The organism is Caldimonas tepidiphila (assembly GCF_003569765.1).
GTDB classification, from domain to species: Bacteria; Pseudomonadota; Gammaproteobacteria; order Burkholderiales; family Burkholderiaceae_C; genus Caldimonas; species Caldimonas tepidiphila.
On sequence record NZ_QXMG01000057.1, the window covers coordinates 1 to 14454 of the forward strand.

General features: G+C 69.0%; 13 protein-coding genes. 8 read left to right on the forward strand and 5 right to left on the reverse strand.

Annotation, left to right across the window (positions count from 1 at the left end; all coding sequences use genetic code 11):
* The first annotated feature begins 122 nt into the window (after window positions 1-122).
* The 8 genes from D3A59_RS20565 to D3A59_RS20600 all read left to right on the forward strand — a co-directional run bounded on the left by D3A59_RS20565 (window position 123) and on the right by D3A59_RS20600 (window position 9299).
* Window positions 123-1793, forward strand: a complete 1671-nt coding sequence (locus D3A59_RS20565; RefSeq protein WP_119157199.1) for a long-chain-fatty-acid--CoA ligase — start codon at window positions 123-125, stop codon at window positions 1791-1793.
* An 80-nt stretch (window positions 1794-1873) separates the two neighbouring features.
* Window positions 1874-2653 (forward strand): 5'-methylthioadenosine/adenosylhomocysteine nucleosidase, encoded by a 780-nt coding sequence (locus tag D3A59_RS20570; RefSeq protein ID WP_119157200.1) that lies wholly within the window; start codon window positions 1874-1876, stop codon window positions 2651-2653.
* Between the two features lie 210 nt (window positions 2654-2863).
* Window positions 2864-3280: a type IV pilin protein gene (locus tag D3A59_RS20575; RefSeq protein WP_119157201.1), complete on the forward strand. Its 417-nt coding sequence runs from the start codon at window positions 2864-2866 to the stop codon at window positions 3278-3280.
* Entirely contained in the window at window positions 3280-3795 is a 516-nt protein-coding gene (locus D3A59_RS20580; RefSeq protein ID WP_119157202.1) for a GspH/FimT family pseudopilin, read from the forward strand. Before D3A59_RS20575 ends, D3A59_RS20580 begins: the two co-directional genes overlap by 1 nt.
* Entirely contained in the window at window positions 3792-4331 is a 540-nt protein-coding gene (gene pilV / locus D3A59_RS20585; protein WP_119157203.1) for a type IV pilus modification protein PilV, read from the forward strand. The genes D3A59_RS20580 and pilV overlap by 4 nt, the downstream gene beginning before the upstream one ends.
* On the forward strand, window positions 4328-5383 hold the full coding sequence (locus tag D3A59_RS20590; protein WP_119157204.1) for a PilW family protein: 1056 nt from the start codon (window positions 4328-4330) through the stop codon (window positions 5381-5383). Before pilV ends, D3A59_RS20590 begins: the two co-directional genes overlap by 4 nt.
* 5 nt (window positions 5384-5388) lie before the next feature.
* Window positions 5389-6009: a hypothetical protein gene (locus D3A59_RS20595; RefSeq protein ID WP_119157205.1), complete on the forward strand. Its 621-nt coding sequence runs from the start codon at window positions 5389-5391 to the stop codon at window positions 6007-6009.
* Between the two features lie 20 nt (window positions 6010-6029).
* Window positions 6030-9299 (forward strand): pilus assembly protein, encoded by a 3270-nt coding sequence (locus tag D3A59_RS20600; protein ID WP_170162369.1) that lies wholly within the window; start codon window positions 6030-6032, stop codon window positions 9297-9299.
* A gap of 133 nt (window positions 9300-9432) precedes the next feature.
* On the opposite strand, the gene D3A59_RS20605 is transcribed toward D3A59_RS20600, so the two are convergent.
* The 5 genes from D3A59_RS20605 to D3A59_RS20625 form a co-directional block, all read right to left on the reverse strand.
* On the reverse strand, window positions 9433-10674 hold the full coding sequence (locus D3A59_RS20605) for a THUMP domain-containing class I SAM-dependent RNA methyltransferase (protein WP_119157207.1): 1242 nt from the start codon (window positions 10672-10674) through the stop codon (window positions 9433-9435).
* Between the two features lie 91 nt (window positions 10675-10765).
* Window positions 10766-12283: an RNA polymerase factor sigma-54 gene (locus D3A59_RS20610; RefSeq protein ID WP_119157208.1), complete on the reverse strand. Its 1518-nt coding sequence runs from the start codon at window positions 12281-12283 to the stop codon at window positions 10766-10768.
* Between the two features lie 12 nt (window positions 12284-12295).
* Window positions 12296-13054, reverse strand: coding sequence for an LPS export ABC transporter ATP-binding protein (lptB, locus tag D3A59_RS20615; protein WP_119157209.1), 759 nt, complete (start codon window positions 13052-13054; stop codon window positions 12296-12298).
* Complete coding sequence (lptA, locus tag D3A59_RS20620; RefSeq protein WP_119157210.1) at window positions 13051-13620, reverse strand: lipopolysaccharide transport periplasmic protein LptA; 570 nt, start codon at window positions 13618-13620, stop codon at window positions 13051-13053. The genes lptB and lptA overlap by 4 nt, the downstream gene beginning before the upstream one ends.
* 131 nt (window positions 13621-13751) lie before the next feature.
* Window positions 13752-14405 (reverse strand): thiol:disulfide interchange protein DsbA/DsbL, encoded by a 654-nt coding sequence (locus D3A59_RS20625; protein WP_119157211.1) that lies wholly within the window; start codon window positions 14403-14405, stop codon window positions 13752-13754.
* Between the last annotated feature and the right edge of the window lie 49 nt (window positions 14406-14454).

Consider the following 14454-nt stretch of genomic DNA (forward strand, 5'->3'; position numbering starts at 1 on the left):
CCTGCCTCTTGCTCTTGGCATCAGGCATCCAATCATCACGCAATTGATGACGGGCCTTAGCGCAACACCTGATGCGGACATGTCAGCGCTCCGTCAGACTCGTTTCGAGGAGGAGTTGAACGATGGAAAAGGTCTGGCTGAAGCACTACCCGGACGGGGTGCCGCCCGAGATCGACGACCGGGCCTACCCGTCGCTGGTCGCGCTGCTGGAGGAGAGCTTCGCGAAGCACCGCGAGCGACCGGCCTACAAGTTCATGGGCAAGGCCTTCGGCTTCGGCGAGATCGACGAGCTGTCGCAGGCCTTCGCCGCGTGGCTGCAGGCGCAGGGGCTGGAGAAGGGCGACCGCGTCGCGGTGATGATGCCCAACGTGCCGCAGTACCCGGTGGTGGTGGCCGGCATCCTGCGCGCCGGGCTGGTGGTGGTCAACGTCAACCCGCTCTACACGCCGCGCGAGCTCGAGCACCAGCTCAAGGACTCGGGCGCGAAGCTGATCGTCGTCCTCGAGAACTTCGGCCGCACGCTGCAGCAGTGCTGGGACCAGGTGCCCACGCGCCGCGTGGTGCTCGCCGCGATGGGCGACATGCTCGGCATGATCAAGGGCGCGCTCGTCAACCACGTGGTGCGCAGCGTCAAGAAGCTGGTGCCCGAGTTCGAGCTGCCCGGCGCGGTGCGCTTCAACGACACGATCGCGCAGGGCCGCCGCGCGCCCTTCTCGAAGCCGCAGATCGGGCGCGAGGACATCGCGCTGCTGCAGTACACCGGCGGCACCACCGGCGTCGCGAAAGGCGCGGTGCTGCTGCACCGCAACGTGATCGCCAACGTGCTGCAGTCCGATGCCTGGAACCAGCCGGCGATGCGCGCGGTGCCCGCAGGCGAGCAGCTGCACACCGTCTGCGCGCTGCCGCTCTATCACATCTTCGCCTTCACGGTGAACATGATGCTGAGCCTGCGAAGCGGCGGCTGCACCATCCTGATCCCGAACCCGCGCGACCTGCCCGCGGTGCTCAAGGAATTGTCGAAGCACCGCTTCCACAGCTTCCCGGCGGTCAACACGCTCTTCAACGCGCTCGCGCACCACCCGGACTTCGGCAAGGTCGACTGGCGCAGCCTCAAGCTGTCGGTGGGCGGCGGCATGGCGGTGCAGCAGGCCACCGCGAAGCTCTGGCTCGAGAAGACCGGCTGCGCGATCTGCGAGGGCTACGGGCTGTCGGAGACCTCGCCGTCGGTGAGCTGCAACCCCACCGACTCGAAGGCCTTCAGCGGCACGATCGGCATGCCGCTGCCGTCCACCGAGATGAAGCTGATCGACGACGAGGGCCGCGAGGTGCCGCCCGGCACGCCCGGCGAGATCGCGATCCGCGGCCCGCAGGTGATGGCCGGCTACTGGCAGCGCCCGGACGAGACCGCGCGCGTGATGACCGCCGACGGCTTCTTCAGGAGCGGCGATATCGGCACCGTGGACGAGCGCGGCTACTTCCGCATCGTCGACCGCAAGAAGGACATGATCCTGGTGTCGGGCTTCAACGTCTACCCCAACGAGATCGAGGACGTCGTCTCGCAGCTCAAGGGCGTGCTCGAGTGCGCGGCCGTCGGCGTGCCCGACGAGCAGTCGGGCGAGGCGGTCAAGCTCGTCGTCGTGCGCGACGACCCGGCGCTCAGCGAGGGCGACGTGCGCGGCTGGTGCGAGCGCAACCTCACCGGCTACAAGCGCCCGCGCGTGATCGAGTTCCGCGAGCAGTTGCCCAAGACGCCGGTCGGCAAGATCCTGCGCCGCGAGCTGCGCGACAAGTAGCCGGCGGCGCCGCCGCGCCGCATCGAGGCGGACGAGGCCCGATGGCAACATCGGGCCTTTGCATTTGCACGGAGCCTGTTATGAAGCCTGCCGCACCGGTGGCGATCGTCGCCGCGATGCACGAGGAGCTGCGCGCGCTGCTCGACGCGATGCCCGACGAGCGCCGGGTCGTGCGCGGCGGGCGCGCCTTCTACGCCGGGCACCTCGAGGGGCGCGAGGTGGTGGCGGTGCTGTCGGGCATCGGCAAGGTGGCGGCGGCGACGACCGCGACGCTGGCGATCGAGGCCTTCGGCGCGGGCGCGGTGCTGTTCACCGGCGTCGCCGGCGGCGTCGGCGAGGGCGTGCGCGTCGGCGACGTGGTGGTGGCCGACGCGCTGCTGCAGCACGACATGGACGCCTCGCCGCTGTTCCCGCGCTACGAGGTGCCGCTGACCGGGCGCGCCGCCTTCCCGGCCGATGCGGCGATGAGCGGGCGGCTCGCCGCGGCGGCCGCAGCCGTGCTCGCCGATGCGGGCGAGCTGATCGGCCGCGAGCACCTCGCGCCCTTCGGCATCGAGGCGCCGCGGCTGCACCGCGGGCTGGTCGCCAGCGGCGACCGCTTCGTCAGCGGGGCGGCGGAGAGCCGCGCCCTGTGCGCGGCGCTGGCGCAGGCCGGCCACCTGCCGCTCGCGGTCGAGATGGAGGGCGCGGCGCTGGCGCAGGTCTGCCACGACTTCGGGGTGCCCTTCGCAGTGCTGCGCACGATCTCGGACCGCGCCGACGACAGTGCGCACGTCGACTTCCTCGCCTTCATCCGCGAGGTCGCGAGCCGCTACGCGGCGGCGATCGTGCGGCGCTTCGTGGCAGCAACAGGCGGCTGAGAGGTTTTCCAGCAACCCAGGCCTACATCGAGGGTGCCGTTGGACACTTGCTGCCGCTTGTCGCGACAGCGAGTCCGTTTGTCATCGTTTTGTTGCTCGCGTCTACAAATACCTCGACAGTCCGCACAAGCTCTCACAAAATGAAACACGGATAGAGCGCTGTGCGCGGCGTCTGCTGCGCCACGGCCGGGTTTCAGCACGACGGGCGCTATGCAACGCAATCGCGGATTTACTCTTATCGAGTTGATGATCACTGTGGCGGTCATCGCCATCTTGGCTGCGATCTCGCTGCCGAGTTACGAAGACTACATGCGCAGGGGGCGGCGTGCCGATGCCCAGGCCTTCCTCCAGGAAGTTGCAGCCCGGCAACAGCATTTCCTCGTCGACCGGCGTGCTTACGGAACCAGTGTGACCGCCGCTCCCAGTGCGGGTGGGTTGGGGCTGGCGGTGCCATCTGCGGTGTCGAATCACTACGACATTGCGCTTGCCACGGACAACACCGCGCGCCCGCCCACCTTCAATGTCACGGCTGCGCCAAAAAGCGCTCAGGCCTCGGACAAGTGCGGCACCTTGGCCGTCAATCAGGCTGGGACAAGGACCGCAACGGGTACGGGTGCGTGCTGGTGATGGCCGCCCATGCATTTCCGGAAGCAAGAGGCCGTGCCTGGCATCGCGCGAGCGCGGCGCGCGGTTTCACGCTGATCGAAGCGATGGTCGTGGTCGGCATGGTGGCCATCCTCAGTACGGTCGCGGCGCCGAGCTTTAGGTCATTCATCGGCACGATGAACTCGAGGACGGCCGCCTTCGACCTCATCAGCGATCTGTCGATGGCTCGCTCGGAGGCGATCAAGCGCAATCAGCAGGTCGTGCTGCAACCCGTGGTCGCCGGCGACTGGTCCAAGGGTTGGCGCGTTGTCAGCGGAGGCGCGGTCTTGCGGGAGCGAGGGGAACTGGCGTCCTCGCTCGCGATTGCGGCAGCCCCTGCCTCGTTGCAGTTCCGCCCCAACGGCCGCCTGGCAGACGAGGTCGCGGACGGCAACCTCGCCTGGTCGATCAGTTCCACCATCAGCGGCGTCGGCGCGCGCTGCGTGGTGATCACGCCGACCGGCTCGGCTCGGTCCAAGGCGGGGACGTGCGCATGAAACTCGAACGGCGTGCGAAAGCCCGACAGGGCGGCTTCTCGATGATCGAAGTCCTGGTCACGCTGCTGATCCTGGCATTCGGGCTGATCGGTATGGCGGGCTTCCTCACCAAGGCCACCGCCATGACAGCAGACGCTGCTCAACGCGCGCGCGCGGCCGCTCTGCTCAACGACATGGCCAGCCGGGTGGCGAACAACAAGGCGAATGCAGGGGCTTACGTGTCGGCGACGGTCCATGGTGCGACGGCACGGAACTGCGCCGGGCTTGCCGGAGCGGAACGCGATCTGTGCGAATGGAACAACCTGCTCTTGGGCACGAATGACGCGCAGGCGGGGGGCAATGCTGCGTTCCTCGGCTTTCGCGGCTGCATCACCCGGCCGAACGCCCTCGAGCCCGTGTTCGTGGTGACGGTGGCCTGGGGATCCTTGACTCCCGGCATTCCGCCGGCCGATACCTGCGCGGTAAACGCTTATGGCGACGACACCCATCGTCGCGTGATCCGCTCCCAGGTGCGGGTGGCGACGCTTGCAGCATGAAGGTGAAGGTCATGAAGGAAACGGGGGCGTGCCCTCTCCATGGGCGTCCTCGCGAGGACGGCTTCACGCTGGTGGAGGTCCTGGTGGCGATGGCCCTGGGACTCTTGATCCTCCTAGCGCTGGTCACCCTCTTTTCTCGTAACTCGGCCAACCAGCAGGACCTGGAGCAGACGATCCGGCAGTTGGAGAGCGTCCGCTTCTCGATGGACACGCTCTCCGAGGACGTGATGCATGCCGGGTACTTCTCCGACTTCAATCCGGAGACGATGCTGGTCGCGCCCGCTTACCAGACCCCGGATCCTTGCGCCGTCGGCTTGGCGGCCCTGGGTTGGGACACCGCTGCCAGCCCCGTCCAGATGCCGGTTCCGATCCAGGGCATTGCCGCCGGCACTGCAGTCGCTTGCCTCGGAAATCGGAGGCCGGGGACGGAGGCCTTGGTCATCCGCCGTGCCGAGACCACGGCGGCCAGCCCGATGGCCTCCGGCCGTGCGGACAACCTGTACATCCAGGTTGCGCGTTGCAGCCTCGACGCACAGCGGCTGCGCGTCGCCGCAGTTCCTGCCGCCAACCCCGAGGCGACTTTCAATCTGCGGCGTCCCGACTGCACCACCGTGAACGATGCCCTGCGCCGCCTGATGCAACGCACGTACTTCATCGCGTCCTGCAACGACTGCAATGCCAACGACGGAATCCCGACCCTCAAGCGCGTCGAGATGATCAACGGGGCGCTGCGGACGACCGCGATCGCCGAAGGCATCGAGAACCTGCAGGTGGAGTACGGGCTGGATACCGACAACGACGGTCAGCCGAATGTTTTCGCGACGCTAGGTTCGGGGCTCATCAACGGAGTGGCACCCAATGTCTGGCAGAACGTCGTCGCGGTGCGACTGCACCTGCTGACCCGCAACATCCAGGCCACTCCGGGCTACAGCGACATGCGCACCTATCAGATCGGCCCCGACGTTTCCGTCGTCACCCCCTCGGACGGCTTCAAGCGCACCTTGCTGACCACCACCGTCAGGCTCAACAACGTCGGCGGGAGGCGGGAGTGAGAGTGATGAAGTCCTTCCGGAGCCGCGCCGGCCAGTCCGGCTCGGCATTGCTGGTGACGTTGGTGTTCCTGTTGCTCTTCGCGATCATGGCGGGGACGGTGTTCCGCAACTCCCTCACCAGCGTGCAGGCGATCGGCAACATGCAGTGGCGATCGGAGGCCATCACCGCGGCCAACGACGCGATCGACCGCATCCTGAGTTCGGCGGACTTCGCCACCAACGCCCTGGTGGTCACGCAGCAGGTCAATGCGGCGCCGTTCCAGCTCGACGCGAACGGCGACGGCGTCAACGACATCAGCGTCAGCTTTCCCGTCGTCTCGCTCGACGGAGTCGCGCGCGCCGGCCCCCGCTGCCTGAGGGCCGAGCCGATCCCGAACAAGGACCTCGATCCGGAATCGGCCCGGGATTCCGGCTGCTTCGCCTCCAGTCTCGGCAGCAGCAGCGGCATCGCCCTCGAGACTTCGGACGGGGGGACCGCCCCGACGAGCCAGACCCTGTCCCTGTGCGCCAACACCGAATGGTCGATCACGGTGCGCGCCGTCGACGCGGTCACCAATACCAGCGTCGACGTGGTGCAGGGCGTGGGCGTGCGGGTGCCTTCCACGTCCGTGCCCACCTGCGAGTGATGATCCTCATGAGAAGCCAAATGCGCCGCCCCCGTCCTGCCGCAAAGCGTCTTGCGCGCCCCTTCGCCGCGCTCGTGATATCCGCGCTCGGCCTCCAAGGCACAGCCTTGGCCGCCGACATCGACATCTACGGACCGAAGGGCGGCGGCGGCAGCCCGAACGTGGTGTTCCTGCTCGACAACACGTCGAACTGGTCGGGCAACAACCAGGGCTGGAACGCCGAAGCCTCCGCCACGAGATGCCTGTCGCTGAGCGGGGATGAGCGGGAAAGCTGCCGCAATATCGTCCGGATCATCTACTACACCGGCGTGAACGGGAAGAAGTTTCCGTGGGAGAACGGCTACCAGTCGAACAGGGACAACGTGAGCCTGACCCAGGGTCAGGTGCAGCTGCGTGCGCTGAGGTTGGTCCTCAACGAGCTGGTGTGCTCGGGCAGCAGCAATGCGCTGGACGTCAACATCGGCCTGGCGATGATCGGAAGCACCGGCTCGGTGCTGAGCAACGGCCACAGCACCGGTTTCATCCGCTATGCCGTGCAACCCCTGAAAGGCACAGGGACGACGGCCAACAGCAGCTGCAAGGCGCTGATCGACGACCTCGACACCATCGACAGCAAGATCACCGACCCGACCTTCAAGGCCCCCTCGAGCGCCAACTACGGCGCCGCGATGTACGAGGTCTTCAAGTACTTCGGCGGCCACACCCACCCGAACCTCGCGAGCCAAGCCAGCGCCAACGGCGCCACGCCGATCGGCTCGACGGGTTACGGGCCGATCCGGTTCTCCAATCCGAATCCGCTCGACGACCCCCGCGCGTTCGTCGATCCCTCCACGCGCACCACCTACCAAAGCCCGCTGAGCATCGCCAACAGCTGCACCAACAACTACCTGGTGCTGGTGGGCAACGGCTACCCCGATGCCGAGCCGACCAACAACGGGGGGCCGGTGGTATTCAACGGGATCGGCTACACCCCCCCCGCCTTGTCCGCGATCAGTTCCGACACCAGCCGCTTTGCCGACGAGTGGGCCTACTTCCTGGCCAACACCGACGTCAGCAGCCTGCCCGGCGTGCAGCGCGTGCTGACCTACACGATCAACACCTACAAGGACAATCCGAGCACGAGCCAGGCCAGGCTGCTCAAGTCGATGGCCGCGGTCGGCGGGGTCGGGCCGGGCGCCTATCTCGAGATCGGCGGCGATCTGATGGGCCTCGTCAACGGCTTCAAGGAGGTGCTGGCCAACATCGCATCGGTCAACAGCGTGTTCACGGCGACCACGCTGCCGGTCTCGACCACGACGCAGGGCACTTACCTGAACCAGATCTTCGTCGGCATGTTCCGCCCGGACGCCGGCGGCAGCCCGCGCTGGGTGGGCAACCTGAAGCAGTACGAACTGGGGCTGGTCAATGGCGTGCTGGACCTCGTGGATGCGAAGGGCAAGAGCGCGGTCAGCGCCGGCTTCTTCTCGCCGCTGGCCGAGAGCTACTGGTCCAGGAGCAGCGTCTTCTTCACCAATCAGCCCTCCGGCACGCCGGCGTCGGCCAGCGACCTGCCCGACGGCGCGATCGTCGAGAAGGGCGGCGCGGCGCAGATGCTGCGTGAGTCCAACCTCCAGAGCTCTGCCGGCCGCACCGTCTACACCGCGCCTGCGGCCGGCGGTGCGCTGACGAGCTTTTCCGGGAGCAATGCGGCGGTGACGTCGAGTCTGACCGCCGCCGAGATCGCCTGGGCGCGCGGGGAGGCCAACGTCACCTCCGGCGCGGGGATGGAGGACTTTGTCGGCGCCTATCTCGACGGCAGCACCGTCCGGGATCTCGGGACGACCGGCGCGCGCCACAGCATCCACGGCGACGTGCTGCATTCGAAGCCGGTGGCGCTGAACTACGGCGACGGGCGGGTGGTGGTCTACTACGGCTCCAACGACGGCTTCTTCCGCGCGATCGACGGCAGGAAGACGGGCACCTCGAGGGGGCAGGAGCTGTGGTCCTTCGTGGCACCGGAGCACTACGGCTCAATCAAGCGCCTTCGCGCCGGCACGCCGATGCTGCAGATCCCCGAAAACAGCAGCGACGGCACCCTGCTCGCGCCCGCAGCCGGCACCTTGCAGAAGAGCTACGGCATGGACGGACCGATCGGCGTCTATGCCCGCTACAGCCGGACCGGAGCGGTCACCGAGGCCTTCCTCTATCCGACGATGCGGCGAGGGGGGCGCAACGTCTACGCCTTCAATGTGAGCGATCCGCTGAACCCCCGCTACATGTGGAAGATCACGGGCGGCAGCGGCGATTTCGCGGACCTGGCGCAGACCTGGTCGATGCCCAAGCCGGTGCTCTTCAAGTCGGCGTCCGCGACGCCGCCGGTCCTGCTGCTGATGGGGGGCGGCTACGACGCTGCGGAGGACAGTAACGCCTCGAGCAGCACGGGCAAGGGCAACGTTGTCTACGTCATCGACGGCCGCGACGGGCGCCGGATCGCCGCGTTGCGCACCGAGCACTCGGTGCCGTCCGATGTGGCGGTCGCCGACGTGGACGGCGATGGCGTGCCTGATCGGGCCTATGTCGCGGACGTGCGCGGCAATCTCTATCGCATCGACTTCCCGACGACCGGCGACCTGCAGCTGTCCTCGACGTGGAGCAACGTGCGGGCGGTCAAGATCGCGGAACTCGGTGGAAAGATCTTTTTCCAGCCGGACGTGGTCGTGACGACGAAATTCGTCGCCGTGCTGGTGGGCACCGGGGATCGCGAGAAGCCGTTGCTGTCGTCCACGAGCGACAACTTCTTCCTCGTCAAGGACAACCTCGGCGCGCCACGCGAGCTGCCGCTGCGGAAGGCCGACCTGACGCGGGTGGCGAAGATCGACAACGGCTCGATGCAGCCGACCGCCGTGGTCAACCCCGTCAACAACACGGCGGGCTGCTATGTCGAGCTCGCGACCAACGGCGAGAAGGTGGTGAATGCGCCCTTCAGCTTCTCGGGCAACACCTATTTCGGCACCAACCGGCCGCATCCGGCCTCCACCAACAGCTGCTCGGCGGACCTGGGTGAGGCCTATGCCTACAAGTTCCCCCTCTTCTGCGGCGTGCCGACCGTCACCAAGATCGTCGGGGGCGGACTGCCGCCGTCCCCGGTGGGGGGGATCGTCGAGATGACCGTGGACGGAAAACCCGTGCTGATGCCCTTCGTCATCGGCAGCGGCACGCGGGGCTCGCCGTTCGTGCCGGAGCGGCCGACGCCCTCGGTCGCCCCGGTCCGGACCCGGCTGAACTGGCGCATCGACAACGGCAATCGCTGAACCCGCCCTGCGCACGCGGATTCGTCATGCCGATGCTGCGTGCGGCCCGGCATCGCGGGGAGCAGGCCTGCGTCTCGCCCCGAGACGCGGCTGGCGTCCTGTCGGAGATGCGGGGCCGTCGCGCCTCTGTTCCTCAGCCGCGTTCCCGCATCCCCCCGGCCACCAGATCAAACCGGAACAGCCGGCACTCGATCGGTCCGTTCCACATCGGGATGCGACGGCTCTCTTTCAATCGCATCAGGCTCGGCAGCTTCATCTCGGGCGCGAGCACCCAGGCGGTCCACGGGTTCGCGCCGCCGGTGAAGGCGCGCTTCCATTGTGCGGCCAGGCCCGAGAAGAAGGCGTCGGGCACCGTCTGGCCGTCGGCATGGCGCTGGCGCGGCGAGGCGGCGGCGCCGCGCGCGGCGATGCGCTCGCCGTAGGGCGGGTTGAGCATGATGCTGCCCGGCATGCCGTCGGGCAGCCGCGGCGCCGGGCGCTGCAGCGCGTCGCCGGCATTGAACTGCACCGCATGCGCGACGCCGGCGCGCTCGGCGTTGCGCCGCGCGAAGTCGACCATGCGGAAGGTCACGTCGCTCGCGAACACCGGCACCTCGGGCGCGTGCACGCGCGCCTGCGCGTCGGACCTCAGGTCGGCCCACTGCTCGCGCGCCTGCGGCCCGGCAAAGGGCGCGAGCCGCTCGAAGGCGAAGCGGCGCTTGAGGCCCGGGGCGATGCCGCAGGCGATCTGCGCTGCCTCGATCGGGATCGTGCCCGAGCCGCAGCAGGGATCGAGCAGCGCGCCACCGCTGTCCTCGGTGCCCCGCCAGCCGGCGGCGGCGAGCATCGCCGCGGCGAGCGTCTCCTTCAGCGGCGCCTCGCCCTTGTCCTCGCGCCAGCCGCGCTTGAAGAGCGGCTCGCCCGAGGTGTCGACGTAGATCGTCGCGTGCGTCTCGGTCAGGTGCAGCATCACGCGCATGTCCGCGCGCTGCGTGTCCACGCTCGGGCGCTCGCCGAACTCGTCGCGCATCACGTCGCACAGCGCGTCCTTCACCTTCAGCGTGGCGAAGTTCAGGCTCCTGAGCGGCGAGCGCTGTGCCGTGGTGTCGATGCGGAAGGTCTGGCGCGACGAGAGCCAGCCGGGCCACCACACCTCGCGCGCGAGCTGGTACAGGTCGTCCTCGAGCCGGTAGGGGCCGTGCGCGACGCGCACCAGCACGCGCTGCGCGAGCCGGCTGCCCAGGTTGAGCTTCATCACGTCCTGCCAGTCGCCCTCGAGCGCGATGCCGCCGCGCTCGATCGTGCCCGCGGTCTGCGGCCCGAGCAGGCGCATCGCCTCGTCGGCGAGCCACTCCTCGACGCCGCCGGCACAGGGGAGGAACAGGGAATACTTCATGGGGACGTGTCCGACAGGGAGGCAAACGGGGCGCCCGCGCGGCGCGGTGGCGGGCACGCGGCGGGCTTGAAGGGGGAGGGCGGGCGGCCGGCTACAGCGCGCGGCGCAGGTTGGCCGGCGCGATCTTGAGCGCCTCGCGGTACTTGGCCACCGTGCGGCGCGCGACCTGGATGCCCTGCTCCTCGAGCATCAGGCTCAGCTGGCTGTCCGACAGCGGCTTCTTCGGGTCCTCGGCGCTGACGAGCTGCCTGATGAGCGCGCGCACCGCGGTGCTCGACGCGTTGCCGCCGGCCTCGGTGTTGAGCGAGGAGCCGAAGAAGTACTTCAGCTCGAAGGTGCCGAAGGGCGTGCTCATGTACTTGGCGGTGGTCACGCGCGAGATGGTGGATTCGTGCAGGCCGAGCTCGTCGGCGATCTCGCGCAGCACCAGCGGCTTCATCGCGATCTCGCCGTGGGTGAAGAAGTTCTTCTGCCGCTCGACGATCGCCTGCGAGACGCGCTGGATGGTCTCGAAGCGCTGCATGATGTTCTTCACGAACCAGCGCGCCTCCTGCAGCCGCGACGCGAGCGAGGCGCCCGACTCGCTGCCGCGGTGCGAGCGGATCGCCTGCGCGTAGAGGTCGTTGATGCGGAGTTTCGGCATCACGTCGGGGTTGAGCACCACGCGCCAGCCGCGGCCGGACTTCTGCACGATCACGTCGGGCACCACGATGTTGGCCTCGGCGCGCGCGAAGGGCCGCCCGGGTTTCGGTTCCAGGCCGACGATCAGCGCCTGCGCCTGCTTGATCAGCTCCTCGTCGGCGCCGGTGGCGGCGATCAGCTTCTTCACGTCGCGGCGCGCCAGCGCCTCCAGGTGGCCGCTGCAGATCATGATCGCGACGATCTGCGCCTCGCACCGGGGCCGCGCGCGCAGCTGCAGCGTCAGGCATTCGCTCAAGGAGCGCGCGCCCACGCCGGTGGGCTCCAGGCTCTGCAGCCAGCGCAGCCCGCACTGCAGCTGCGCGAGCAGCTCCTCCTGCGCGTCGAAGTCCTCCGGGTCGCCGAGCCGCTCGGCGATCTCCTCGAGCGTGCCGTCGAGATAGCCGTCCTCGTCGAGCGACTCGATCAGCACCATCACCGCGGCGGCGTCCACCGGCGCGAGCCGCATGCCCATCAGCTGCTGGCGCAGGTGGTCCTGCAGGCTGATGCCGGAACTGGCGCGGTCGATCGGGTCGTTCTCGTCGTCGTCGATCGCGCCGTTGCGCTGCGTCGGCGTCTCGCGGATGCCGTCGAAGTCGTCGCGCTCGGTGCCGTTCTCCCAGTCGTCGCGCTCGGTGGCGCCGAACTCGATGCTGTCCACCGGCTCGGCGGCGTCGCCGGCCTCCGCGCCGTCGCCGCTGCTCGCGTCGGCCTCGCGCTGGCTCAGCCGGTCGGCGGCGCCGGCGGGCTCGACGATGCGGTCGGGCAGTGGCACCTCGTCGTCGGGCTCCAGGAAGGGGTTCTGCTCGAGCATCTGCTCGACCTCCTGGTGCAGCTCGAGCGTCGAGAGCTGCAGCAGCCGGATCGACTGCTGCAGCTGCGGCGTGAGCGCCAGGTGCTGGGAGAGGCGGACTTGCAGCGAAGGTTTCATGGCAGCGCCTCCTTACATCCTGAAGTGTTCACCGAGATAGACCTTGCGCACGTCGGCGTTCTCGACGATCTCGCCGGGCGTGCCCTGCGCCAGCACCCGCCCCTCGCTGATGATGTAGGCGTGGTCGCAGATGCCGAGCGTCTCGCGCACGTTGTGGTCGGTGATCAGCACGCCGATGCCGCGGTCCTTGAGGAAGCCGATGATGCGCTGGATCTCGAGCACCGCGATCGGGTCGACCCCGGCGAAGGGCTCGTCGAGCAGGATGAAGCGCGGCTGGCTGGCGAGCGCGCGCGCGATCTCGACGCGCCGGCGCTCGCCGCCCGACAGCGCCGGCGCCGGGCTCCTGCGCAGCTTCTCGATGCTCAGGTCGTGCAGCAGGCCCGACAGCATCTCCTCGATCGCGGCGGGCCGCAGGCGGCGCCCCTCGGCGTCGTGCTGCAACTCGAGCACCGCGCGGATGTTCTCCTCGACGGTGAGCTTGCGGAAGATCGACGCCTCCTGCGGCAGGTAGCTCAGGCCGAGGCGCGAACGCTGGTGGATCGGCAGGTCCTGCACCGCGCGGCCGTCGATGCGGATCTCGCCGGCGTCGGCGCGCACGAGGCCGACGATCATGTAGAAGCTCGTGGTCTTGCCCGCGCCGTTGGGGCCGAGCAGCCCGACCACCTCGCCGCTGTCGACCGCCAGGTGCACGTCGTGCACCACCTGCCGCGCGCCGTAGCGCTTCTTCAGGCCGTGCGCCTCGAGCCGACTGGCGACGGCGGCGGCGCTCACCGCGAACTCCCCCGCGGCGCGTCGGTGCCCGCGCGGCGCGGGCTCAGCACGCCGCGCACGCGGCCGTCGCCGCCCTCGGCGCCCCCGGCCACCGAGAACACCTCGGCGGCATTGTCGAACACGATCGTCTGGCCGCTCACCTCGTCGGCGAGCTGCTTGCCGCGGTAGCGGCGGATCACCGCGTTGCCGCTCATGCGCAGCGTGTCGCTGCCGCTGTCGTACTCCAGGCGCTGCGCCTCGCCCTCGAGGTGCTCGTCGAGGCCCTCGCGCTTCTGCCGGAAGAAGGCGCGCTGGCCGTCCGCCGCGACCGCCACCGCCTGGTGGTCGCCGGCGGGCGTCTGCCGCACCTCCACCTGCGCCGCGCGGATCACCATCGAGCCCTTGTTCAGCACGACGTTGCCGCTGAGCACGTTGACCTGGCGGGCGTCGTCGTAGCGCAGGCGGTCGGCGGCGAAGTTCAGCGGCTGGTCGCGGTCCGCCCGCTCGGCCAGTGCCGGGGTGCCGCAGGCCGCGCCGAGAAGCGCGGCGGCAGCGAGGAGACGGCTGAGCAGGAGATGGGGCGTCATGGAGGCATGAAACTTGCAGTAACCCTGATTCTAGCCCGGGATCGCGCCCCGGCAAGGGCCTGCTGCCCGATTCTTCCAGGAGTTCCCGGTCGGAATGCCGCCACCCGCGGTGGCGGCGGGCCGCTGCCGGCTCAGCCGCGCTTGCCGCGCGACTGCTCGATCAGCTGGCTGGCGACGACGAGCGAGCGCTCGAGCGAGCCGGCCAGCGAGCCGGAGGTCCAGTAGCGGCCGTTGATGCCGAGCGCCGGCACGCCGTCGATCCTGTAGGCCTCGGCGAGCTTGCGCGCCTGGCCGACCTTGCTCTGCACCGAGAAGGAGTTGAAGACCTCGAGGAACTTGGCGCGGTCGACGCCGTTCTTCGCCATCAGGTCGGCCGCGGCCTCGGGCGTGTTCAGGCGGTTCTTGTCGACATGCATCGCGTCGAAGACCTTGCGGTGCAGGTCATCGAGGCGGCCCATCGCCTCGAGCGCGTAGTAGATGCGCTGGTGGATGACGAACTCCTCGCGGAAGGCCACCGGCACGCGCCGGAAGCTGACGTCCGCGGGCAGCTGCTTCACCCACTGCTCGAGCATCGGCTCGAAGCGGAAGCAGTGCGGGCAGCCGTACCAGAAGAACTCGAGCACCTCGACCTTGCCCGGCGCGCCGGGGGCCTGGGGCTGCGACAGCACCACGTAGTCGGTGCCGGCGCGCGGCGCCTGGGCCCGGGCGGGCAGCGCGCCCAGCAGGCCGGCGGCGGGCAGCAGCGCGGTGCCGGCCATCCAGCCGGAGAAGTCACGGCGTTTCATGCGGGGAATCCTTTTGCGGGGTCGATGGGGGAGGAATCGCGCGCGGGGA